This is a genomic window from Lysinibacillus sp. GW823-FHT06C08, from assembly GCF_058795135.1.
On record NZ_JBXAHN010000001.1, the window covers coordinates 868,227 to 892,247 of the forward strand.

At 37.9% G+C, this 24,021-nt stretch carries 21 protein-coding genes; all 21 read left to right on the top strand.

All coding sequences use genetic code 11. From position 1 onward, the window contains the following. Nucleotides 1-88 precede the first annotated feature (88 nt). The 21 genes from AC1Q6O_RS04005 to recA all read left to right on the top strand — a co-directional run bounded on the left by AC1Q6O_RS04005 (nt 89) and on the right by recA (nt 23,672). Nucleotides 89-352, top strand: coding sequence for a YlmC/YmxH family sporulation protein (locus AC1Q6O_RS04005; RefSeq protein WP_004224966.1), 264 nt, complete (start codon nt 89-91; stop codon nt 350-352). A gap of 9 nt (nt 353-361) precedes the next feature. Further along, entirely contained in the window at nt 362-1,141 is a 780-nt protein-coding gene (locus AC1Q6O_RS04010) for an NAD(P)-dependent oxidoreductase (protein ID WP_008178957.1), read from the top strand. After that, the gene (locus tag AC1Q6O_RS04015) at nt 1,135-1,725 is read left to right on the top strand and encodes a dipicolinate synthase subunit B (RefSeq protein WP_008178956.1); all 591 of its coding nucleotides are present in this window, start codon (nt 1,135-1,137) and stop codon (nt 1,723-1,725) included. Before AC1Q6O_RS04010 ends, AC1Q6O_RS04015 begins: the two co-directional genes overlap by 7 nt. An 82-nt stretch (nt 1,726-1,807) precedes the next feature. Beyond that, entirely contained in the window at nt 1,808-2,845 is a 1,038-nt protein-coding gene (locus tag AC1Q6O_RS04020; RefSeq protein WP_008178955.1) for an aspartate-semialdehyde dehydrogenase, read from the top strand. Nucleotides 2,846-2,858: 13 nt separating this feature from the next. Continuing rightward, nucleotides 2,859-3,758: a 4-hydroxy-tetrahydrodipicolinate synthase gene (gene dapA / locus AC1Q6O_RS04025; RefSeq protein ID WP_008178954.1), complete on the top strand. Its 900-nt coding sequence runs from the start codon at nt 2,859-2,861 to the stop codon at nt 3,756-3,758. A gap of 895 nt (nt 3,759-4,653) precedes the next feature. Beyond that, nucleotides 4,654-6,321, top strand: coding sequence for a ribonuclease J (locus AC1Q6O_RS04030; protein ID WP_012293318.1), 1,668 nt, complete (start codon nt 4,654-4,656; stop codon nt 6,319-6,321). 153 nt (nt 6,322-6,474) lie between these two features. After that, the gene (locus AC1Q6O_RS04035; RefSeq protein ID WP_090001035.1) at nt 6,475-8,769 is read left to right on the top strand and encodes an FtsK/SpoIIIE family DNA translocase; all 2,295 of its coding nucleotides are present in this window, start codon (nt 6,475-6,477) and stop codon (nt 8,767-8,769) included. A 188-nt stretch (nt 8,770-8,957) separates the two neighbouring features. Next, on the top strand, nt 8,958-9,686 hold the full coding sequence (locus AC1Q6O_RS04040) for a GntR family transcriptional regulator (protein WP_008178950.1): 729 nt from the start codon (nt 8,958-8,960) through the stop codon (nt 9,684-9,686). Nucleotides 9,687-9,740: 54 nt separating this feature from the next. Next, complete coding sequence (locus tag AC1Q6O_RS04045) at nt 9,741-10,823, top strand: BMP family lipoprotein (protein ID WP_312145795.1); 1,083 nt, start codon at nt 9,741-9,743, stop codon at nt 10,821-10,823. A gap of 441 nt (nt 10,824-11,264) precedes the next feature. Beyond that, nucleotides 11,265-12,812: an ABC transporter ATP-binding protein gene (locus AC1Q6O_RS04050; RefSeq protein WP_043990541.1), complete on the top strand. Its 1,548-nt coding sequence runs from the start codon at nt 11,265-11,267 to the stop codon at nt 12,810-12,812. Then, nucleotides 12,812-13,858, top strand: a complete 1,047-nt coding sequence (locus AC1Q6O_RS04055; RefSeq protein ID WP_008178943.1) for an ABC transporter permease — start codon at nt 12,812-12,814, stop codon at nt 13,856-13,858. Before AC1Q6O_RS04050 ends, AC1Q6O_RS04055 begins: the two co-directional genes overlap by 1 nt. A gap of 1 nt (nt 13,859) precedes the next feature. Then, nucleotides 13,860-14,819 carry an ABC transporter permease gene (locus AC1Q6O_RS04060; RefSeq protein ID WP_008178940.1) on the top strand — a complete coding sequence of 320 codons (960 nt, stop codon included), beginning with the start codon at nt 13,860-13,862 and terminating at the stop codon, nt 14,817-14,819. 174 nt (nt 14,820-14,993) lie between these two features. Then, on the top strand, nt 14,994-16,265 hold the full coding sequence (gene yfmF, locus AC1Q6O_RS04065; RefSeq protein WP_008178938.1) for an EF-P 5-aminopentanol modification-associated protein YfmF: 1,272 nt from the start codon (nt 14,994-14,996) through the stop codon (nt 16,263-16,265). Next, the gene (gene yfmH, locus AC1Q6O_RS04070) at nt 16,262-17,560 is read left to right on the top strand and encodes an EF-P 5-aminopentanol modification-associated protein YfmH (RefSeq protein ID WP_089985365.1); all 1,299 of its coding nucleotides are present in this window, start codon (nt 16,262-16,264) and stop codon (nt 17,558-17,560) included. The genes yfmF and yfmH overlap by 4 nt, the downstream gene beginning before the upstream one ends. After that, nucleotides 17,560-18,288 carry an elongation factor P 5-aminopentanone reductase gene (gene ymfI / locus AC1Q6O_RS04075; RefSeq protein ID WP_089985366.1) on the top strand — a complete coding sequence of 243 codons (729 nt, stop codon included), beginning with the start codon at nt 17,560-17,562 and terminating at the stop codon, nt 18,286-18,288. Before yfmH ends, ymfI begins: the two co-directional genes overlap by 1 nt. 44 nt (nt 18,289-18,332) lie before the next feature. Continuing rightward, entirely contained in the window at nt 18,333-18,590 is a 258-nt protein-coding gene (locus tag AC1Q6O_RS04080) for a DUF3243 domain-containing protein (RefSeq protein ID WP_008178933.1), read from the top strand. Nucleotides 18,591-18,816: 226 nt separating this feature from the next. Continuing rightward, entirely contained in the window at nt 18,817-19,602 is a 786-nt protein-coding gene (locus AC1Q6O_RS04085; RefSeq protein WP_008178931.1) for a DUF3388 domain-containing protein, read from the top strand. Nucleotides 19,603-19,618: 16 nt separating this feature from the next. Then, entirely contained in the window at nt 19,619-20,548 is a 930-nt protein-coding gene (locus AC1Q6O_RS04090; protein WP_008178929.1) for a helix-turn-helix domain-containing protein, read from the top strand. Between the two features lie 47 nt (nt 20,549-20,595). Continuing rightward, entirely contained in the window at nt 20,596-21,174 is a 579-nt protein-coding gene (gene pgsA / locus AC1Q6O_RS04095) for a CDP-diacylglycerol--glycerol-3-phosphate 3-phosphatidyltransferase (protein ID WP_008178927.1), read from the top strand. Between the two features lie 17 nt (nt 21,175-21,191). Beyond that, the gene (locus tag AC1Q6O_RS04100) at nt 21,192-22,451 is read left to right on the top strand and encodes a competence/damage-inducible protein A (RefSeq protein ID WP_089985368.1); all 1,260 of its coding nucleotides are present in this window, start codon (nt 21,192-21,194) and stop codon (nt 22,449-22,451) included. 159 nt (nt 22,452-22,610) lie between these two features. Then, nucleotides 22,611-23,672 (top strand): recombinase RecA, encoded by a 1,062-nt coding sequence (gene recA / locus AC1Q6O_RS04105; protein WP_008178923.1) that lies wholly within the window; start codon nt 22,611-22,613, stop codon nt 23,670-23,672. Nucleotides 23,673-24,021: the final 349 nt, after the last annotated feature.

Sequence of the window (24,021 nt, forward strand, 5' to 3'; positions counted from 1 at the left end):
ATGCAATATATTCCTACTTTTGGTAGGGGGCACGATTTACAAAAACTCGGCATATATTGAGGTAACGGCTCAAGGAGGGAGATGAGGAATGCTACTATCTGAGATGGTGGATAAAGAGTTAATTCAAATTGAGGGTGGTGTACATTTTGGCATCCTGGCTCATACAGAATGCCTATTAGATGTGCAAACAGGAAAAATACATGGTTTTGAGATTGTCAAAGATAAATTACCTTTCCAAAAAAAGAAAATGAAGGTTAGTGAAATGATACCTTGGCACGAAATTATATTAATTGGTGAAGATCGAATTTTATTTAACAAGACATCTACAGTACAGTCAGAATATTTACAGTGAGGTGAGCTTTTGGAAAACGAAAAATGGCTCGTTATCGGTGAGGACTCCAGATTAAAAGAACTAGCAACAATGTTAAGAAGTCCATCGAGAACAGTGTTTTATAAAAGAACGACAGTTTGGAACGAGGAGTTAAATAAACTTGTTTTAGAATTTCAACCAAATAAAATTATTCTACCTATCCTGCCTTTAAAAATAGAAGTAGAACAGCTATATGGTATATCACAGGTTAAATTCTATACAGGTCGTTTAACGATGCACTGGAAGCATCTGCTAGAAAAAAATGAATCCCTTTGCTATTTGCAACAAGAATCGTTTATTTGGCAAAATGCTAGATTAACAGCAGAGGGGTTTATCGCCACGTTTTACGGACTCGAGCAAAAATGTATTTACGGACAAAACTTTACAATCGCAGGTTTCGGACGTATCGCAAAAATGCTCGCTTCTTTACTAGTTAAAATGGGGGCAAATGTTCATATTGTTGCACGTTCGGTTGTACAAGTGAGTGAAGCTAAAGCATATGGCTATAAAGCTACGGACTTAGATGATCGTTTATGGTCAATTAATGAAGGTACATTTATTAATACCATTCCAGCTAAATGGATTACAGAATCGTTTAAAGATCATGTTCCAGCAGTTTTATATGATTTAGCCTCAGAGCCAGGCTGTTTGGATATAGATGCTGAGCAACTGCAAACATATGTACTGTTGCCATCATTGCCTGGGAAATACTTTGCACATGATGCTGCTGAAATTCTGTGCAAGGCCATAGAGGAGGAAGAAAATTGTTAACGGGGAAACGAATTGGCCTAGGTATTACAGCCTCTCATTGTACGTATGAAGATGTCATACCTAAAATTCAAAATTTTATGGATGTTGGTGCAACAGTTATACCAATCATTACCCATTCCGTTTTACATGCAGCTACACGCTTTGGTACAGGGGAGGAATGGATTGCAAAAATAGAAGCTTTAACTGGAGAAAAAGTTATTTCTTCTATAAAAGAAGCGGAGCCATTTGGTCCATCCAATCCACTGGATGCAATGGTAATCGCTCCAATGACAGGTAATAGTATTAGTAAGTTTGCCAATGCGGCCACAGATAGCCCTGTTCTTATGGCAGCAAAGGCAACTTTACGTAATGGATCACCTGTAGTGTTAGGAATTTCAACAAATGATGCACTGGGCTTAAATGGAATAAATATAATGAAGTTGTTAAATGCCAAAAATATTTATTTTATCCCATTTGGTCAGGACTCTCCTCACTCCAAACCAAATTCTCTAATTGCTGATTTTGACCAAATGGTAGATACTGTTCATGCAGCAATTACGCAGAAAAAGCAATTACAACCGCTGTTGATACAATATTTCAAATAAATCATAGATTACACACAATTTTCAGTATTTTTGTGATACAATAGCACACATTATGGAACTTGTATTCAAGGAGAGATGACAGATGACAAAGCAGTTAACAGTTGCGGTTGTTGGAGCAACAGGAGCAGTAGGATCAAAAATGATGGAGCAATTAATCAAACGTAAATTTCCAATAGGGAACATTAAATTTCTAGCATCTGCACGTTCAGCAGGAAAATCAATCGAGTTTAATGGTCAAACATATACAATTGAAGAAGCGACACCTGAAGCTTTTGAAGGCGTCAATGTCGCTTTATTCTCAGCTGGTGGTTCAGTATCAGCTGTGCTTGCACCCGAAGCAGCAAAGCGTGGTGCGGTAGTTATTGACAATACGAGCCATTTCCGAATGGATCCAGAGGTACCACTTGTTGTACCTGAAGTGAATCGAGGCGATCTGGCGAAGCATAAAGGGATTATTGCAAATCCAAACTGCTCGACAATTCAAATGGTAGCTGCACTTGAGCCAATTCGTAAAGCATTTGGATTAACAAAAGTGCTTGTTTCAACGTATCAGGCGGTTTCAGGTGCAGGTATTTCTGCTATTGAAGAATTAAAAACACAAAGCGCAAACTGGGAAGCCGGTAGGGATGTAGAAGCAAATATTTTACCATCTGGTAGTGATAAGCGCCATTACCCAATCGCTCGTAATGTCATTCCACAAATTGATAAATTCACAGATAACGGATTTACATACGAAGAAATGAAAATGATTAATGAGACGAAAAAAATTATGCATGCACCAGGGCTAAAAGTTGCTGCTACTTGCGTTCGTGTGCCGGTCGTTTCAGGTCACTCAGAGTCTGTTTATATTGAGGTAGAGAAAGAAACATCAATCCAAGAGATTTTTGACGTATTACGCAATGCACCAGGTTTAGTATTACAAGATGATATTGCAACACAAACTTACCCAATGCCTATTTATGCAGAAGGGGAAGACGCTACTTTTGTAGGACGTATCCGTCAAGATTTAGACAACAAAAAAGGATTCCATCTATGGATCGTTTCTGACAATCTATTAAAAGGCGCTGCATTAAACTCTATCCAAATTGCAGAAGCAATGCTTGAGGATAACTTACTATAAGAGGGGTGTAAGGATGAATTTAGGTCGAATTGGAACGGCTATGATTACGCCGTTTAAAGATGATGGCACGATAAATTATCCAGAATTAGAACGTATTATTAATCATTTGATCGACAATGGTACAGATTGTATTGTTGCTTGTGGTACGACTTCTGAAAATCCAACAATGTCTACTGAAGAAAAAATAGAGGTTGTTCGTTTTACAGTAGAAAAGGTAGCTGGTCGTGTGCCAGTTATTGCTGGTACAGGGGACAATGAAACAGCATACTCTATAGCCATGACCCATAAAGCAGAAGAAAATGGAGCAGATGGCATCATGCTTGTAGCTCCTTACTACAATAAACCAAATCAACGTGGGATCTTTGCTCACTTTGAAACGATTGCTAAACAAACGAGTCTACCAGTTATGCTCTATAATGTCCCTGGGCGTACTGGTGTGAATGTGGCCTATGAAACTTCTGTTGCATTAAGTAAGATTCCTAACATTGCTTGGATTAAAGAAGCAAGCGGCAATTTGGATCAGATGGGTGATGTTATTGAAAATGTTGATCCAGATGATGATTTCTTAGTGTATAGCGGAGATGATGGCCTAACATTGCCACTAATGGCGATTGGCGGGGCAGGCATTATTTCCGTCGCTGCTCATGTAGTAGGCAATGATATGCAATTAATGATTAAAGCGTTTGAAGAAGGAAATCATAAGCTAGCAGCTAAAATTCACCGAGCATTATTACCTCTTGTACGCGCGCTGTTCGCTCAACCAAACCCTTCACCTATTAAATATGCAATGACAAAACTAGGCTTTGATACACTCAATGTTCGCTTGCCAATGATGGAAATGACCGATGAAGAGAAGGCTAACTTTGATAACATTTGGGATACGTATCAAGAAAAAGCGAGAAGTTTTAGATAAATAAAAACGAGGCAGATCATTCAAATCAGTCTCGCGGACTGTAGACGAACTCAATGAATTTTGAGTTGGCTACAGTCTTTTTTCTTTTACCATAAGATAAAAAAAGTAAAGCCGTTGATTTCCACTATGTGCGGGGTCGATCTGCTTCCCTCACTTTGTAGCTGCTTTGCTTTCGCACAGAAAATATCCGCTCAGTCCAGAATCTCGACTTTCCCGCAATTCACTCCACTCAATTTCTACATAAAGAACTTCTTATTCATTTAAAGTTATGAGGTGGTCAACCATGATGACGGAAAATCAAATCAATGAACGTGAACAATTTGAACTAGCTTAATTGCTTGTACGCTAGGAATATGCCCCTTCGATTGATCAATGAATTCCCAAAGATCATTTCGTGCGAAAACTAAAAGCTGCTATAGATTTTTTATTTAGATATCCTCTAAAAAATTGTCCATGCAGGCGATGCTTGCTTTGGCTGCCATGAATTTAAAGAAACTGGCTATTTGGACATGGCAAGTAACTTAATAGAGCAACTTTGCTCGAAGCGTATGTGGATATAGGCAGTGATTTACCAAATATTGAAGGTGCAAGAGGAAGAAAAGTATAGAGAGTGAACTTCTCGATGGACTTTTTCAACAGCCTGCGAGGCTGATCATTCAAATCGGCTTCCTTTTTATTTCAGAAATCCATAACTTCTCATCCTCAAAAATACTTTAATGACTCTATTTCGATAAGGATTCCAATATCTGTCTTTCCATCTGCTAGCAATAAGGAAAAGATAAGAAAATATATTTCTGTTGTGAAACATGTATTTTTAATTTGTGCAAAAGCTTAGCAAACCGTATAATAAATGTTAAGTGGTTGCTGTTCGGGATATTTTTTAGGAGGAAATAAATTGACAAAAAAGAAAAATGAACTGATTCGAATCATCCCTCTTGGGGGTGTGGGCGAAATTGGAAAAGCAATGTACGTAGTAGAAATTGATGAAGAGCTATTTGTAGTAGATAGCGGCTTAATGTTCCCAGAGGACGAGATGCTAGGCATCGATATCGTGATCCCTGACATTACGTACTTAGAAGAAAATAAAGAGCGTGTGAAAGGTATATTCTTAACACACGGACATGAAGATGCAATTGGCTCGATTGCCTATGTATTGCAAAAAATAAAGGCACCAGTGTACGGCTCAAAATTAACAATTGCTCTAGCAAAGGAACATTTGAAAGAATTACCTGCACCACATCAGGTAAAGTTTTTTGAAGTAACAAACCGTAGTCGTATGAATTTCAACTCAACGTATGTAACATTCTTCCACACAACACATAGTATTCCCGATTCGTTAGGGGTAGTGTTCCATACATCTGAAGGCGCGATTGTTCATACAGGAGAGTTCAAATTCGATCAATCAGCGACAGGTAAATTTAAACCTGATTTAGCAAAAATGGCCCAGTTAGGGGAAGACGGCGTCTTTATTCTATTATCTGAGTCTTGCGAAGCTGAACGTCCAGGTTATACAACATCGGAAATTGTCATTGAAGAACAATTATCAAAAACATTCCATTCAGCACCAGGTCGTATTTTAGTAGCTGTTTATGCATCGAATTTTATCCGAATTCAACAAGTATTTGCTCAAGCTCAAAAATCATTCCGTAAAGTAGTGATTGTCGGGAAGCCATTAGAGAAGGCTGTAGATTTAGGTGTACAGCTTGGCTATTTAACAGTCGAAGAAGATACGATTATTCCAATTTCAGAAATGCAAAAATATCAAGACGATGAAATTATCATTATTACAACAGGCAATAAAGGGGAGCCTTTAGATGCTCTAGAAAAAATCGTACGTAAGCATCACCGTGACATTAAAATTAAGCAAGGTGATACAGTTTTAATTACATTTACACCTTCTCCTGGTATGGAAGTGCAAATGGCTAATACGATGAACTCGATTTCTAAAGCAGGGGCTGAAATTCTAACTTCTAGCAAAAATGTGCACGTATCAGGTCATGGTAGTCAAGAAGATTTAAAGCTTATGTTAAATTTAATGCAGCCAAAGTATTTTATTCCTGTTCAAGGGGAATATCGTATGCTGATTGCCCACTCTAAATTAGCTCAACAGCTAGGCATGCAAAAATCCCAAATATTTATCGCTGATAAAGGGGATATTGTTGAATATAAAAATAATAAGATGCGCATGAGTGGACGTGTACAAGCTGGTAACGTCTTAATTGATGGGATCGGTGTTGGCGATGTGGGGAATATTGTTCTTCGTGATCGTAAATTATTATCACAGGATGGTATTTTCATTGTGGTCGTGACCTTAAATCGTGCCCAAAAGAAAATTGCGTCTGGTCCAGAAATTTTATCACGCGGTTTTGTATATGTTCGTGAATCAGAAGAGTTAATGGTTGAGGCATCGGACATCGCAAGGACTGTCATTGAAAAATATGTAGGGAAAGATACATTTGAATGGACGAATATTAAGCAAGAAATTCGTGACACTTTAAATACGTACCTATTCCAGAAAACAAAGCGTCGTCCAATGATTATCCCAATTATTATGGAATATTAATACAAATGACTCATCGTCAAGGCTTTGAGGAAAAGTAAATGGAAAAGGATTTTCTCCCAATTGCGGTGGAAAATCCTTTTTTTGAAATGTTCGAGTTCTACATGGTATGATTCGCTACATATATAAAATGGATTGCAGAAGAAGGTGATAGAAATGGCGGTTAGTAAAAGAAAAAAGGCTACTAAAAGCAAAGCAACAACAGAAAAAAAAGAAATGTCTCCACTTATGTATGAAATTCTAGGACTGCTCTTAATTGCGCTTGCGGTCATCATGATTTTTGAATATGGTATGATCGGGCGTACGCTACAAACATTCGCAATGTTTCTATTAGGAAATTTACATTTTGCGGTTCCATTTATGCTAATATTTGTTGCGTTATTAATGATGATTGGTCGAAAAAAAGTCGGTATGAAAGACCGCTTAATTCTAGGTATGCTCCTCATTATTATGAGCTTAACCATCTTTAGTCATGGCATATTATTTGAACAATTATCAAAATCAGGTGGCTTATTATCTGATTCGGTTCTCCGTGAATCATGGCGAATTCTCATCAATACCGAGGGGATTATTCATCGCAGTAATGCACTAGGTGGTGGAATGATTGGTGCTCTTTTATTTAGTGGTCTTCACGTTCTATTTGAAGCATCAGGGGCAAGAGTCGTTGCTTGGGTTATTTTCTTTATCGGCTTGATTTTGGTTACTGGAAAAGCATTAGTGCCATATTTGGCAGAGAAAATGCCAGATTTATTTGGTAAATGGAAAAAGAAACATCGAGATAAGAAAAAAAATGCACCTAAAAAGCCAAGCAATCGTCGTTCTAGAGCAGAAAGTGTGGACGAGATTGCAGCGGTCAATCAAACTACGGATATGCCTGAGCAAGAAGAAGAAGAAATACATCATGAGCCTATTATTTCTGCATTTACCCAAAATGTATCTCAGGAAAGAACTATATTTGATCAGACAGAAATAGTGGACAATGAACACGATGAAGCTATGGATGAGGTCCATATTCAAGGGACAGATACTGTAGAAAATGCAGACTACCAGCTTCCATCTTATAATCTATTACAATTACCACCACAACATGACCAAAGTGGAGAATATTCCGTCATCCAGGCGAACGCCAAAAAGCTTGAACAAACATTGCAAAGCTTTGGCGTAAAGGCAAAGGTCACACAAGTTCATTTAGGACCAGCCGTTACAAAATATGAAATTTTACCTGATATTGGTGTCAAGGTAAGTAAAATTGTCAATCTGCAAGATGATCTAGCATTAGCGCTGGCTGCCAAGGATATTCGTATGGAGGCACCAATCCCTGGGAAATCCGCCATTGGTATTGAAGTGCCAAATAGTGAGGTAGCCATTGTTACTTTACGAGAGGTATTAGAATCGAAGGATGGCGCTAAGCCAGAAGCATTGTTGCAGGTAGCATTTGGACGAGATATTACGGGACAAGCAGTGCTAGCAGAGCTCAATAAAATGCCGCATTTACTAGTAGCGGGTTCAACGGGTAGTGGGAAAAGTGTCTGTATAAATGGCATAGTAGTATCCATACTAATGCGTACAAAACCACATGAAGTAAAGCTTATGATGATTGACCCGAAAATGGTGGAGTTAAACGTTTATAACGGTATTCCCCATTTATTGGCGCCTGTTGTGACCGATGCACGAAAGGCTTCTCAAGCCTTGAAAAAAGTTGTTTCTGAAATGGAACGTCGATATGACCTGTTTTCACATACTGGAACACGAAATATTGAAGGCTATAATAATCATGTACAAAAGGTCAATGAACAGACAGATGAAAAGCATCCTAAGCTACCTTATATTGTAGTCATTGTAGATGAGTTAGCAGATTTGATGATGGTCGCATCTAGTGATGTGGAGGATTCAATTACCCGTTTAGCCCAAATGGCACGTGCAGCGGGAATCCATTTGATTATTGCAACGCAAAGACCAAGTGTAGATGTTTTAACAGGTGTCATTAAAGCTAATATTCCATCCCGAATTGCTTTTGCAGTTTCTTCAGCTATTGATTCGAGAACGATTTTAGATATGGGTGGAGCAGAACGATTACTTGGTCGCGGAGATATGTTATTTTTACCAGCCGGTGCATCGAAACCAAAACGGGTACAAGGAGCCTTTTTATCGGATCAAGAGGTTGAGGCTGTAGTGAATTTTGTTATAGAACAGCAAAAGGCTCAGTATCAAGAGGAGATGATTCCTACTGAAGAAGAAACGATTTTAGAGGAAACAGATGAATTATATGACGAAGCTGTACAATTAGTGGTAAGTATGCAAACAGCATCTGTCTCCATGCTTCAGCGTCGCTTCCGAATAGGATATTCAAGGGCAGCACGTATTGTTGATCAGATGGAACAACGCGGTATTGTCGGGCCTCCTGAGGGCAGTAAACCTCGTCAGGTGCTTATTCATCAATACGACAATTAAACATTAAGTGGATGGTCCTTTCTGTATATTTGTCCATTTAATTGCAACGAATTTGAAGAAAGAATGAATTCTATAACAGATTTTATTTAAAACTGTTTATTTCATTCTGCAAAAATGTTATATTTATGAACGATTAGTAGGAATGTTGTACATCAGATGTCTGATCTCTGATTTTGGTGGTGATATATGTGACTATTAAAGCAGATCATCGTCATCTCTATCTTCAAGTAATCGATCGTTTAAAATCTGACATTGAGGCTGGCATTTTTAAAGAAAATGAAAAGCTGCCTTCAGAATTTGAATTATCGAAATCACTCGGAGTCAGTCGAGCAACACTTAGAGAGGCACTTCGACTGTTGGAAGAGGAAAATGTGATTGTGCGCCGACACGGGGTTGGGACTTTTGTCAACCCTAAGCCGTTGTTTACATCAGGCATCGAGCATTTATCGAGCATTTCTTCTATGATCGAGGCAGCGGGTATGGAGCCTGGTTCGCGTTTTTTAAAAGCGGCCGAGCACATCCCTTCTGAGGAAGATTTAAAACGCTTCCAATGTGATGGCGACGATAAAATACTCACAATTGAACGTGTCAGAACAGCGGACGGTGAGCCCGTAGTTTACTGTATAGACAAGCTACCCGCAAGCTTCCTGCCTACTGACTTTGTCGAAAAAAAAGAAGTTTCACTGTTCTCTGCTCTTGAGCAATCTGGAAAAATCCATGTGGCCTATGCGGTTACGTACATTGATCCAGTTGGGTATCATGAACAAGCTTCACCGATTTTAAACTGTGGACGTGAAACAGCTCTTTTAGTGTTAAAGCAGTTGCATTACGATGACCATGATCAAGTAGTGCTCTATTCAAAAAATTATTTCCGAGCTGATAAATTCAGCTTCCATGTAGTTCGTAAACGGGTGTAGAACATTTCTAAATTTTTTTCCTGCTAATTACAATACCTTTGGGGGGTTAATTAAATGAAAAAACGTAAATTTGGTTTAGTATTAACATCAGTATTAGCGGCAAGTGCAATTTTAGGTGCTTGTGGTACAAAAGACGAAAAGCCTGCAAAAGAAAATGATAACACTTCAGGTGGAGAAACATCAGAAGAATCATTTTCAGTAGCAATGGTTACTGACGTAGGTGGCGTTGATGACAAATCATTCAACCAATCTGCATGGGAAGGTGTTCAAGCTTACGGAAAAGAACACGGTCTTAAAAAAGGTGATGGTGGTTTCGACTACCTACAATCAGCTTCAGATGCTGACTATGAAACAAACTTAAACAACTTAGTGCGTCGTGACTTTAACTTAGTTTATGGTATCGGTTTCATGATGGCTGATGCAATCGATGCAGTAGCAGCTGAAAATCCAGACAATCACTTTGCGTTGATTGATGCTGAAGTGAAAGCAGACAACGTAGTAAACGTACTGTTCAAAGAGCAAGAAGGTGCTTTCTTAGCTGGTGTTGCTGCAGCTAAAATGTCTAAATCAGGTAAAATCGGCTTCGTAGGTGGCGTAGATATTCCAGTTATTAACCGCTTCCACGCTGGTTTTGTTGAAGGCGCTAAAGCAGTAAATCCAGATATCGACATCCAAGTAAAATACACAGGTGCATTTGATAAAGCAGATCTAGGAAAAATCACTGCTAACAGCATGTACTCTTCAGGTGTAGATGTCATCTTCCACGCTGCTGGTGCAACTGGTAATGGTGTATTCTCTGAAGCAAAAGAACGTAAAGCAAAAGATCCGAATGCAGATGTATGGGTTATCGGTGTAGATGCTGACCAATACGAAGAAGGTAAAGTAGACGATAAAACAAACGTAACTTTAACTTCTATGTTAAAAGGAGTTAACACAGCAGTAGTAGATATTTCAAACAGAGCGAAAAAAGGTGACTTCCCTGGTGGAGAAACACTTGTTTATGGTTTAGCTGAAGATGGAGTTAAACTTGCGGATTCTCGCGGTGCAATTCCAGAAGATGTACAAAAAGTAATCGATGAATATAAAGAAAAAATTGCTAAGGGTGAAATCGAAGTTCCAGAAAAAGTGGAAAAATAATTCATCTTTTGATCATCATAAGGGACTTTTAAGAAGGACCTTATGATGATTTTTCAATCTATCGTTATATTTAGATTATTCGCAATTCTCTATTTAACTAGATTTATATGAACCTTTTAGAGGTAGTATTAAGATTTTGATAATGATGGTAACAAGTTAATAGAAGAAAGGTTTCTAACGATGACCTTTCCTGTATTAATTTAGCAAAACACCTACCTCTATAGGTGGGATTATATCAGTAAATAAAAGATAGCCTTTGGTAACGAAAGCGGTCTAAAGAATTAGAGAACTGTAGCAAAAAAGCTCTAACGGTCATCTAGTTTATGTACATTTCGAATACTGGATGTATTGCTAATCTGTGCCATCAGTCATAGTAGAGGCAGATACTAAACGCTAAGGCGAAATTACTTTATAAAAGTGCCTATTAAGGGAGTGACAATATTGGAATATGTGATTGAAATGCTAGGAATCCGGAAAGAATTCGGTAATTTCGTGGCGAATAATAATATCACCCTCCAACTGAAACAAGGCGAAATCCATGCATTGCTTGGAGAGAATGGTGCGGGTAAATCGACTTTGATGAACGTCCTTTTTGGTTTGTATCAACCAGAGGGTGGCGAAATTCGCGTTCGTGGGAATGCTGTAAAAATTACAAACCCAAATGTTGCCAATGATTTAGGGATTGGTATGGTGCATCAGCACTTTATGTTGGTAGAGAATTTTACAGTAACAGAAAATATTATTTTAGGCTCCGAGCCAACTAAAATGGGTATTGTCAATATAAAAGATGCATCTAAAAAAGTACAAGCCCTTTCTGAGAAATATGGCTTGGATGTAGATCCTAATGCCAAAATTGAAGATATCACTGTTGGTATGCAACAACGTGTTGAAATATTAAAAACATTATACCGTGGTGCAGAAATTTTAATTTTTGATGAACCAACAGCCTCTTTAACACCACAAGAGATTACGGAATTAATTCAAATTATGCGTCGTCTTATTGCTGAGGGGAAATCTATTATTTTGATTACCCACAAGCTAAAAGAAATTATGGAAGTGTCCGATCGTGTAACAATTATCCGTAAAGGTGAAGGAATTGGCACTGTTGTAACCGCTGACACAAATCCTGATCAGCTAGCTGAAATGATGGTTGGCCGACAAGTTGAATTTAAAACAGAAAAAACGGATGCGAATCCAACTGATGAAGTACTTGCTATCCATGACTTAGTCGTAACGGATTACCGTAATATTGATAAGGTAAAAGGTCTGAACTTAAAGGTTCGCAAGGGTGAAATCGTCGGTATAGCAGGTATAGATGGAAATGGTCAATCAGAATTGATCGAGGCGATTACAGGTCTTCGTAAAATTAAAAGTGGTACTGTTGAACTGAATGGTAAAAATATTACAAATTTGAAGCCTCGTAGTATAACAGAAGAAGGCGTTGGGCATATTCCGCAAGACCGTCATAAGCATGGTTTAGTACTAGATTTCCCGATTGGTCATAATATTGCGCTACAAACGTATTACCAATCTCCTATAGCTAAAGGCTTTGTAATGGACTATAAAAAAGTGTCGGAGAAAGCCAATCAAATTATTAAAGAATACGACGTACGTACAGGTAATGGTGAAATGACACCTGCTCGTGCATTATCTGGTGGTAACCAACAAAAGGCTATTATTGGTCGTGAAATTGATCGTAATCCAGATTTATTAATTGCCGCTCTACCAACACGAGGTCTTGACGTAGGGGCGATTGAATTTATTCACTCGCGTCTTATTGAGCAACGTGATAAAGGGAAAGCTGTTCTGTTAATTTCCTTTGAATTAGATGAGGTTATGAATGTATCGGATCGCATTGCCGTTATTTATGATGGTCAAATTGTGGACGAATTAAATCCTAAAGAAACAACAGAACAAGAGCTTGGATTATTAATGGCAGGTCAAAGTAAAAAAAATAACAAGCATGATGCGAAGGAGGGGAACGACTAATGTCAAATCGTGTCATTAATATACTCGTTCCTATCATCTCTATCATTATCGGTTTAATTGTAGGGGCTATCGTCATGATAGTCAGTGGCTATGACCCAGTACAAGGTTATATCGCTCTTTGGACAGGTATTTTTGGAGATTCATATTCAATAGGGAACACAATTCGTCAAATTACACCATATATATTAGCAGGACTTGCAGTAGCATTCGCCTTCCGTACAGGGCTGTTTAATATTGGTGTTGAAGGTCAGCTTATTTTAGGTTGGTTAGCAGCAGCTTGGGTAGGTTATGCATTTGAGCTACCTAAAGTTATACACTTACCTTTGGCGTTACTTGCAGCAGCAGCAGCAGGTGCATTTTGGGCCTTTATTGCAGGTTTCTTAAAAGCGAAATTTAAAGTGCATGAAGTAATTGCGACAATTATGCTTAACTATACTGCGTTATATATTGCAAACGCGGTCATTAAAAAATTGTCAGATGGTAGCTTTAAAACAGAACGTATCCATGAATCAGCTTCATTACGTTCTCCGTTTTTAAGAGAGCTTACAGACAACTCAAGTCTTCACTATGGGATCATTGTTGCACTATTAATGGTTGTTGTTATGTGGTTCATTTTAGAAAAAACAACGCGTGGATATGAGCTGAAAGCTGTAGGGTTCAACAAAAACGCTGCAGATTATGCTGGTATGAGCGTTAACAAAAACATTATTTTAGCCATGACTATTTCAGGTATGTTTGCAGGTCTTGGCGGAGCGATGGAAGCTCTAGGTACATTCCAAAACGCATCCATTAAACCTGGCTTCACTGGAATTGGTTTCGATGGTATCGCCGTAGCCTTACTTGGTGCAAATACACCGCTTGGCGTAGTATTCGGGGCATCACTCTTTGGTTCATTAAAATATGGTGCTTTAAATATGCCAAATGCTGCTGGTATACCGGAAGAAATTGTATCGATTATCATCGCGTTAATTATCTTCTTCGTAGCATCAGGCTATATTATTCGAGTAGGCTTACAGAAGCTGAGCAAGAAAAAGGAGGGACAATAACATGAGCTTTTTAGAAATGTTATATTTCATCATCCCTTCAGCGATTCTATATGCAACACCCTTGATTTTTACAGCCATCGGTGGGGTATTCTCTGAACGCTCTGGTGTTGTCAACATCGGGCTAGAGGGCTTAATGATTGTTGGTGCTTTTGTTGGTATATTTATCAATTTAGAATTTGCTTCATCATTAGGTGCGGCAACTGTTTGGGTAGCAATGCTAGCGGCTGTTGTAATTGGTGCGATTTTCTCACTTTTCCATGCCGTTGCTTCTATTTCATTCCGTGCCGATCAAACAGTATCAGGGGTAGCTATTAACTTATTAGGCTTAGCTGCTACTGTATTCTTAGTAAAAATGATTTATGATAAAGGTCAAACAGATATGATTGACCAACCGATTCGCCGTTTTGGTATTCCTTATTTAGAGGACATTCCATTCTTTGGCCGTTTATTGTTCCATGATGTTTACAGTACGTCTATTCTGGCGTTTGTGGTAGCATTTGGTGCTTGGTTTATTATTTATAAAACACCATTTGGCTTACGCCTTCGCGCTGTAGGTGAACACCCAATGGCGGCAGATACAATGGGAATTAACGTCAATAAAATGCGTTATATTGCTGTTATGATTTCTGGAGCTCTAGGTGGACTTGGTGGTGCTGTCTATGCACAAACAATTACGCACGACTTCTCACATGCGACAATTGCTGGTCAAGGTTTCATGGCGATTGCTGCCATGATTTTCGGGAAATGGCATCCAATTGGCGCGCTAGGTGCAGCCCTATTCTTCGGTTTAGCACAAACATTAAGTATTGCAGGGAACCAAATTCCATTCATTGAAAATGTTCCAGCCGTTTATCTACAAATCTTACCGTATGTATTAACAATCCTTGCTTTAGCAGGCTTTATTGGTAAAGCGAATGCTCCTAAGGCAAGTGGTCAACCATATATTAAAGGTAAGCGTTAAAATAAGTCATGATCAAAGACTGAGTGAAATATGCTCAGTCTTTTTTTCATGTTGAATTCATATAATTTATAATTTTTCCCATACATACTTTGGATTCTTTTTGCAATTATAGACAGTAGACATGTATAGTATGTGTAGTACATCGTTATATTAAGAAGGATAGGAGGGTTTCATATGTTTAAAACTATACCTTTTGCCAAAGGTGTCAATTTGCATATCCGACAAACGACCCAATTTAAAACCGTAAATTTTTCAATTAAATGGAGAAGAGCATTAACAGCTAAAAGTGCATCGGAACGTACTGTGTTAACCAATGTACTGCAGCATAGTAATGCTAAATATAAAACAACTGCTGCTTTCAGAAGCTTCTTAGATGATCTATATGGCACTGTTTTATATTTTGATACGTCTAAACGAGGTAATGAACATACAGTGCTTATGAATGTGGAGACGGTAAATGATCATTATTTAGCAAATACAAGTGTGTTAAATGACATGCTTGGTTTATTGCACACGGCTATTTTTGAGCCAAATTTAGAAAATGGAGTTTTTAAGGAATCCATTGTGGAACGTGAAAAGAAGACAGTTATACAACGTATTGAATCTATTTTTGATGATAAATCTCGCTTTGCACAATTCCGCTTACAACAAATCCTAAGACCAAACGAACCAGCATCTATTTCGGCAAATGGTAGTGTTGAGGAAATTCAAAAAATTACCCCTTCCTCCTTATTTGAGGCTTATCAATCGATGCTAGCTAACGATAAAATAGATATTTATGTTGCTGGGGATATTAATGAAGAGGAAATTGTAGCGAAATTAAAAAAAGCGCTACCATTTAATGATCGTACACCTGAGGAAGTACCAGCTGTTCTTCCGCAACAACATCCTCAAAACGATTATGTTCGAGAACAGCATGAGATGAAGCAAGGGAAGCTTCACATTGGCTTTAGTACGCCAGTAAGATTTGGTAGTCCGGACTTTGCTAAAATGCAGATTTTTAATGGTATTTTCGGCGGCTATCCACACGCTAAATTGTTTATGAATGTTCGTGAAAAAGAAAGTTTGGCTTATTATGCTTCTAGCTCCTATGCTTCTCATTATGGTCTCGTATTTGTAGTTTCTGGTATCGAGGCTAAAAATGAGGAAAAGGCGTTATCACTAATTAAAGAACAGCTTGCGACATTGCAATCTGGCAACATTACTGATTTAGAGCTAGAACAAACAAAAGCAATGCTCACGAATCAATTAAAAGAGTCCTTGGATTCTGCCCGTGGACAAATTGAAATTTTTGATCAATATAAAGATTTACCAGAGGAATTCTCTGTGGAATCTTGGGCTAATAAGTGGAAAGCTGTGACGAAGGAAGATGTTATGGATATGGCGAAGCAAGTGCAGCTTGAAGCGGTCTATTTCTTATGTGGAAAGGAGCAAGCCGCACAATGAAAACAATTGAATTTAAGCAATTAGATGAAACTCTTTATTATGAAAAGCTTGAAAATGGATTAGATGTATATATCTTGCCGAAAAAAGGTTTTTCTAAAACATTTGTTACATTTACAACGAAGTACGGTTCTATTGATCGCACTTTTGTACCAATAGGTCAAACAGAAAGCATTACTGTGCCAGATGGAATTGCTCACTTCTTAGAGCATAAAATGTTCGAAAAAGAAGATGGCGACGTCTTCCAAAAGTTCAGTGAATATGGAGCTTCAGCTAACGCCTTTACATCATTTACGCGTACGGCATACTTATTCTCTTCAACTGATAATATTTACAAAAGTACCGAAACATTATTGAATTTTGTGCAAGAGCCTTACTTTACGGAAGCGACTGTCAACAAAGAAAAAGGAATTATTGGGCAAGAAATTACCATGTATGATGATCAACCAGATTGGCGCCTATATTTTGGCACGATTGAAAATATGTATCATCATCACCCAGTAAAAATTGATATTGCTGGTACAATTGAATCGATTGATGGCATTACGGCCGATCATTTATATACGTGCTACAATACATTTTATCACCCATCTAATATGCTATTATTTGTGATTGGTGCAGTGGACCCTGAGGAAATGATGACTTTTATTCGTGATAATCAAAGAAAAAAGGAGTTCTCAGAACCGGTATCCATTCAACGTTTCTTTGATGAAGAACCAACAGAGGTAGCGATAAATGAACGGACATTAAACATGGATGTACAAAAGCCTAAAGTTTATGTTGGATTGAAGGCAAAAGAAACCAATTTGTCAGGGCGAGAAATGTTAAAGCATGAGCTATCTGTTCAAATTGCACTAGAACTTATTTTTGGACGTACATCTAATTTTTATGAACGTGTTTACGAGGAAGGTTTAATTGATGAAACGTATGCATTTGATTTTACATTAGAAAATGGTTTTGGATTTGCTATGATCGGTTCTGATTCATCAGAGCCTGATAAATTAACTTCTGCAATAAAAGAAGAATTGGCTAAATTTGAAGGGAAATCACACTTTGAAGGTGCTGATTTAGAACGTATTAAACGTAAAAAAATTGGTTTCTTCTTACGCGCTTTGAATTCTATTGAGTTTATCGCCAATCAATTTACTCGTTACTCCTTTAATGACATGAATTTATTTGATGTTGTCCCGGTTCTTGAGGAATTAACAGTTGATGATTTATATAAAGCATTTGCCTCAGTACAAGGTGAATCTCAACAAACCGTGTTTAAAATTTTACCAAGTAAGCAGGATGCCTAGTGAAAAAGTTTGCTCTTGTACTAGGTGCTTCAGGTGAGATTGGTCACGCTATTTGTCATAGCTTAGCAGAAGAAGGCTGGTCCATCTATTTACATTATTCAACTAATAAAAATGCTGCAGAAACTTTATGTCATACACTTTTTAAAACTTTCCCTGCGCAAGAATTTATGCTTGTACAGGGGGATTTTTCAATTGAAACAGGAGCAGAAATGGTAGCCGCACAGATTTTTAATGTGCAGGCTATTATTTTCGCAAATGGACAAGCGCATTATTCGCTGCTAGAGGATACAACAGTAAAAGATATGGACGCACTATGGCGAGTCCATGTTCAAAATCCGATGAGGCTGACCGCTTTACTATCTGAAAAGCTTCGTCAGCATGATGTCAGCTATGTTTTATTTATAGGCTCTATATGGGGCGAAGCTGGGTCAGCTGGTGAGGCGCTGTACGCAACGGTAAAAGGAGCACAACATGCATTTGTTAAATCCTATGCAAAGGAAGCGGCATTATCTCGTATTCGAGTAAATGCCATTGCTCCTGGCTTCATTAATACATCCATGAACAGTCATTTAAGTAAAGATGAGCTTAATTATATATTGGAGGATATCCCTTTAGGGTCAATTGGGCAAACAAAAGACGTAGCTGAGATGGTTCGCTTTTATTTATCTGGGAAAGCCGATTATGTAACTGGACAAATCATTCGATTAAATGGTGGCTGGTACATATAATATTCTTTTTTACACATACTACATGTGTAAAGGAGGAGGAACATATGACCATTTTAGAAAACTGGCAAAAATGGACATCGTTTTTAGGACAAAACGTTATGCAAGCTGAATCAAGTGGTATGCCTAAGAAAATGATTCAAGCAGCTGCTGTCCAAATTGGTGAATATTTAGCTTCAAATGTAGATCCTAAAAACGAGCAAGAGCGAGTGCTATCAGATTTATGGGGCGTTGCCTCTGAAGATGAAAAGCATGCTTTGGCGAATTGTGTCGTTAAGCTTGTCCAAAATAAGCACGTGCAATAAAAAAAGAGGAGAGCTTATCTCCTCTTTTTTCTATATAAAAAATTTATTTTTTAGTGAAAACGGGAACGTATGTAAGCCTTATTTCTATGCATTCAAAAAAATTAGTAAGTTTTTAAAAATAACGCCGTAATTCCATGTATTCTAACTTTCCATTACATAAAAAATCAGCTATGATGGAACTTATAAAGGATTTTTTACGTTAACTAATAGGAAGGGAACGAGTGTGTTGAGCGATTGGTACTTTGAATATGAGATTCAGGTGAATCGCCCTGGATTATTAGGAGATATTGCTTCACTTTTAGGGATGCTACGTGTCAATATTATTTCAATTAATGGTGTCGATGAGGATCGACGTGGTATGTTAGTGCATACAGACAATGATGAGGCAATTGAACGTTTTCGTACAATTGTTTCGACAATGGAACATATTAACGTGACCAAATTTCGACAACCGAAACTTCGAGACCGCTTAGCTATTAGACACGGTCGTTATATTCCTCGAGATGCAGATGAAAAAAACACTTTCCACTTTGTAAGAGATGAACTTGGTATTTTAGTCGATTTTATGGCCGAACTCTTTAAAAAAGAGGGACATAAGCTGATTGGTATTCGTGGCATGCCACGCGTTGGTAAAACGGAGTCTATAGTAGCAGCAAGTGTTTGTGCCAATAAAAAGTGGATTTTTCTATCATCCACAATGATAAAACAAACCGTTCGTAATAAACTAGTGGGGGATGAATTTAGTCGTAATAATATTTTTATTTTAGATGGTATTGTGACTCGTCGCTCTTCTGATGAGCGACATCTACAATTAGTGCGTGAAATGATGAATATGCCATGCATTAAAGTTGTAGAGCATCCTGATATGTTTGTTCAGCATTCCGAATATAAAATAGAGGATTTTGATTATATTATTGAATTACGTCATCACACAGATGAAGAAATTACTTATGAAATAATGGAAAAAAATCATATGTCCGAATCCGATTCATTTGGTGGATTTAATTTTTAATTTGATGTTAAAGTAGGTGTTATTAGTGGCAGAATTAGGGACTCGACTGAAAGAGGCGAGACTGTCTAAAGGCTACAGCTTAGACGATTTACAAGAAATAACGAAAATTCAAAAGCGTTATTTAGTAGGAATTGAAGAGGGCAATTATTCCATTATGCCTGGCTCGTTTTATGTACGAGCTTTTATTAAACAATATGCAGATGCTGTTGGTTTAAATGCGGAAGAAATTTTAGAGACTTATAAAAAAGAACTACCGAGTACTCCAAATGATCAAGTAAGTCAATCCATAACGAATAGTCCAAGCAGAAGAAAGGTCACAAAAGGCCCTTCCAATAAAATGATGGAGGCAATGCCAAAAATCATTGTTGGGTTATTTATTGTTGTGATCATCGTGGTAATATGGGTGCTATGGCAATCCAAAAACAGTCCAGGGACAAGCGAGGGCAACACAACATCCCCTGAAATTGAATATGATACAAATGCCAAGCCTATCGATAGTGCCAAAGATAAGAAAGAAAAAGAAGAAAAAGATGCTCTGAAAAATGACCAAAAAGATACAGACTCTAAAGAAGAAACACCAACTGATGAAGATCAAACTGATCAAACTGAAGAGATCAAGCAAACCATTTCCGCAGGTACTGTTGAAGCAGATGGAGAAACAACTTCTTACACGTTAACAGGTACAGATACATTGAAACTTAAAATCGAAGTTTCAGGTCCTACATTTGTTGGTATTCGTAATCAGCAGCAACAAGAATTATTAACGGATACTCGTGTTTATAATGCTGGTGAAGTGGTAGAATTCGACGCGACGACTGAAAATTATGTTCGTATCCGTCTTGGTAATTCTACGCAAGCTAAAATCTATATTAATGACGAGCTTCTCACGTATGCACAGCAAGTTGTAACTCAAAATATCGTCATCAATTTCAATAAAGAACAGTAGTCATCATGTGATGACTACTTTCTTTCATCATGAAAGGTGTTAGAAAAATGAACATACCAAATAAAATTACCATCTCACGAATCTTACTTATTCCATTTTTTGTCATTGTTATGATGTTTGATTTTGGCTGGGGAACATTGACTCTATTTGGGGCAGAGATGCCAATCCACCATTTTATAGGTGCACTTATTTTTATTTTAGCTTCGACAACTGATTGGGTAGATGGTTATTATGCACGTAAGTATAATCTTGTGACTACATTTGGGAAATTTTTAGATCCCTTAGCTGATAAATTACTTGTGTCAGCAGCTTTCATTTTAATGGTAGAGCTTGATATGGCACCAGCCTGGGTGATCATCATTATTATTAGCCGTGAATTCGCTGTTACGGGTTTACGCCTTATTTTAGCAGGTGGCGGAGAGGTCGTTGCCGCCAATCAGCTTGGCAAAATTAAAACTTGGGCACAAATTGTAGCAATCGCTGCGGCTCTTTTACACAACACAATTTTTATACTCATTGGTATTCCTTTTGATATGATTATGCTATATGTAGCATTGTTCTTTACGCTATGGTCTGGGTGGGATTACTTCTACCTTAATCGACGTGTTTTACTTGAGTCTAAATAAGAAAGGTCTTGTGAATCATGAATGCTGAAATTCTTGCGGTTGGCTCAGAGCTATTATTAGGTCAAATTACGAATACGAATGCGAGATTTATCTCGAACCAGTTATCCGAGCTAGGCATTAATGTTTTTTACCATACAGTAGTTGGTGATAATGCAAAACGTTTAGAACAAGCTATTGAAGTGGCAGAATCTCGTGCAGATTTAATTATATTTTCGGGAGGACTAGGACCTACGAAAGATGATTTAACAAAAGAAACAATTGCACGCCATCTCGGTGTTTCTCTAGAATTTGATGAAGTTGCATTAACATATATTGAGCAGTTTTTTGCCAAGCGAGGACGTCCTATGACGGAGAATAACCGGAAACAGGCTTTAATTCTAGCTGGAAGCGAAATATTAGCCAATTATCACGGAATGGCACCTGGTATGATTTTTAAAAATAATAATCGTACGTATATTTTACTCCCAGGGCCACCAAAAGAGCTTGAGCCTATGTTTCAATTTGAGGCGAAACCTAAGCTTGCTGCGATGCTTAATGATGGAGGGATCATTGCCTCTCATGTGATGCGTTTTTATGGGATTGGTGAGGCCGAACTTGAAGTCCAGGTACAGGATATTTTAGATGCCCAAACAAATCCAACTATCGCTCCACTTGCGTCGGATGGTGAGGTAACATTACGCGTAACAGCTAAAGCAGAAACCGAACAGCAAGCCCAACAACTTATTGCCGCCAAAGTAGCAGAGATACAAGCCCTTGTTGGTGACTATCAATATGGTGTGGATGATGACTCACTTGTTTCAAAGACAGTTGAAATGCTAGTAGACAATAATCTAACTATTTCTGCTGCGGAAAGTTTAACGGCAGGGTTGTTTCAATCAGAGCTTGCGGAAATTCCAGGGGTAGGGAACGCACTCATTGGTGGTGTAGTGACCTATGCGGCAGAAGCAAAAGTAAAGCATCTTGGTATTTCACAAGAATTAATAGATACACACGGCGTTGTGAGCGGTGAATGTGCTGCTGCAATGGCAAGTGCAATTCGAAAACAATTTGGGACAAATATCGGCATTGGGTTAACAGGAGAAGCAGGGCCTACAGCACATGACCATCAGCCAGTAGGAACGGTTTGGATTGGTATTGCCATCAATGATGAGGAGCCACTTACATACTTACTTCATTTATCTGGTATGCGTAATACAAATCGACTCCGTGCAGTGAAATTTACATGCCATTATTTAATGCAGCGTTTGGAAGAACGCGGCTATACAAAACGATATTAATAGAGTGAAAAATAGGAATTTGGGTAGAGGAAAACTATCCAAATTTTTATTTTGTAGAAAAAACGAATAAATGTTCGCTTTTTTCTTGCGTGTTTTCTCAAAAACAAGTATAGTAGAGATAGACAAAAACAGTGAACAGTTTTCGAAGGAGGAAAATGAATGAGTGATCGTAAAGCAGCCTTAGAACAGGCTTTAAAACAAATTGAAAAGAATTTTGGTAAAGGTTCAATCATGAAACTCGGTGAAAAAACCGACTTAGAAATTGCGACATCCTCAAGTGGATCATTAGCACTTGACGCGGCATTAGGCGTAGGTGGCTATCCACGTGGACGTATTATTGAAGTATATGGTCCTGAATCATCAGGTAAAACAACAGTTGCTTTACATGCTATTGCTGAAGTACAAGCAAGAGGTGGACAAGCAGCATTTATCGATGCAGAACATGCATTGGACCCAATCTATGCTCAAAAATTGGGTGTCAACATTGATGAGTTATTATTATCACAGCCAGATACAGGGGAACAAGCACTTGAAATCGCAGAAGCACTAGTTCGTAGTGGTGCAATTGATATCATTGTTATTGACTCCGTTGCTGCTTTAGTGCCAAAAGCTGAAATTGAAGGGGATATGGGTGATTCTCATGTCGGCTTACAAGCCCGCTTAATGTCACAGGCATTACGTAAACTTTCAGGTTCTATTAACAAATCAAAAACGATTGCTATTTTCATTAACCAAATTCGTGAAAAAATCGGGGTAATGTTCGGAAATCCGGAAACAACACCAGGTGGTCGTGCCCTTAAATTCTACAGTTCTGTACGTTTAGAAGTTCGCCGTGCAGAAGCTATTAAGCAAGGTAATGATATTGTTGGTAACCGTACGAAAATTAAAATTGTGAAAAATAAAGTAGCGCCGCCTTTCCGTACAGCTGAAGTTGATATTATGTATGGAGAAGGAATTTCTAAAGAAGGCGAAACAGTTGATTTAGGTGTAGAATTAGACATCGTGCAAAAAAGTGGATCTTGGTATGCATATGGCGATGAGCGTCTAGGTCAAGGACGAGAAAATGCAAAACAATATTTAAAAGAAAACACTGCTGTTTTGGAAGAAATCTCAAACAAAATTCGATCTTCTTATGGTATTGCTGCTAATTCTTATACAATTGCTGCACATGAAGAAGACGAGATGGATGAAGAATTAATGTCACTTCTTGATGAAGAATAATCAAACGATTGCATTGTTCCCAATTTATTACGGGAACAATGCTTTTTTTGTCTATAATCTAAAATTTTTACACATAATAAGATAGAAGCTATATGCCTCAGAAATTATTTCTTATGTACTGGGTTAATGTAAAAGGTGTAAAAGGAGAATTTTTTCCTAGTATAAAAGTAACAGGGAAAAAATTCACTGAATGGATAGGACTTACTTTTTTTCTTCTCAAAGGGCGAACAGGTGCCCGACTATCCTTGACAGAGCTGATGGCTAGCTATACAATTAAATATGTATAATTTCTGAATTATGACTTTAAATAGGCAGTACATTTTATCTTCATTTAGCAAAAGTTTTATAG

What these genes read in the sequence shown, in the direction of transcription:
- AC1Q6O_RS04005 (WP_004224966.1), top strand. Translation starts at nt 89, where the DNA reads ATGCTACTATCTGAGATGGTGGATAAAGAGTTAATTCAAATTGAGGGT.
- AC1Q6O_RS04020 (WP_008178955.1), top strand. Translation starts at nt 1,808, where the DNA reads ATGACAAAGCAGTTAACAGTTGCGGTTGTTGGAGCAACAGGAGCAGTA.
- dapA (WP_008178954.1), top strand. Translation starts at nt 2,859, where the DNA reads ATGAATTTAGGTCGAATTGGAACGGCTATGATTACGCCGTTTAAAGAT.
- AC1Q6O_RS04035 (WP_090001035.1), top strand. Translation starts at nt 6,475, where the DNA reads ATGGCGGTTAGTAAAAGAAAAAAGGCTACTAAAAGCAAAGCAACAACA.
- AC1Q6O_RS04045 (WP_312145795.1), top strand. Translation starts at nt 9,741, where the DNA reads ATGAAAAAACGTAAATTTGGTTTAGTATTAACATCAGTATTAGCGGCA.
- AC1Q6O_RS04055 (WP_008178943.1), top strand. Translation starts at nt 12,812, where the DNA reads ATGTCAAATCGTGTCATTAATATACTCGTTCCTATCATCTCTATCATT.
- AC1Q6O_RS04060 (WP_008178940.1), top strand. Translation starts at nt 13,860, where the DNA reads ATGAGCTTTTTAGAAATGTTATATTTCATCATCCCTTCAGCGATTCTA.
- yfmF (WP_008178938.1), top strand. Translation starts at nt 14,994, where the DNA reads ATGTTTAAAACTATACCTTTTGCCAAAGGTGTCAATTTGCATATCCGA.
- yfmH (WP_089985365.1), top strand. Translation starts at nt 16,262, where the DNA reads ATGAAAACAATTGAATTTAAGCAATTAGATGAAACTCTTTATTATGAA.
- AC1Q6O_RS04080 (WP_008178933.1), top strand. Translation starts at nt 18,333, where the DNA reads ATGACCATTTTAGAAAACTGGCAAAAATGGACATCGTTTTTAGGACAA.
- pgsA (WP_008178927.1), top strand. Translation starts at nt 20,596, where the DNA reads ATGAACATACCAAATAAAATTACCATCTCACGAATCTTACTTATTCCA.
- AC1Q6O_RS04100 (WP_089985368.1), top strand. Translation starts at nt 21,192, where the DNA reads ATGAATGCTGAAATTCTTGCGGTTGGCTCAGAGCTATTATTAGGTCAA.
- recA (WP_008178923.1), top strand. Translation starts at nt 22,611, where the DNA reads ATGAGTGATCGTAAAGCAGCCTTAGAACAGGCTTTAAAACAAATTGAA.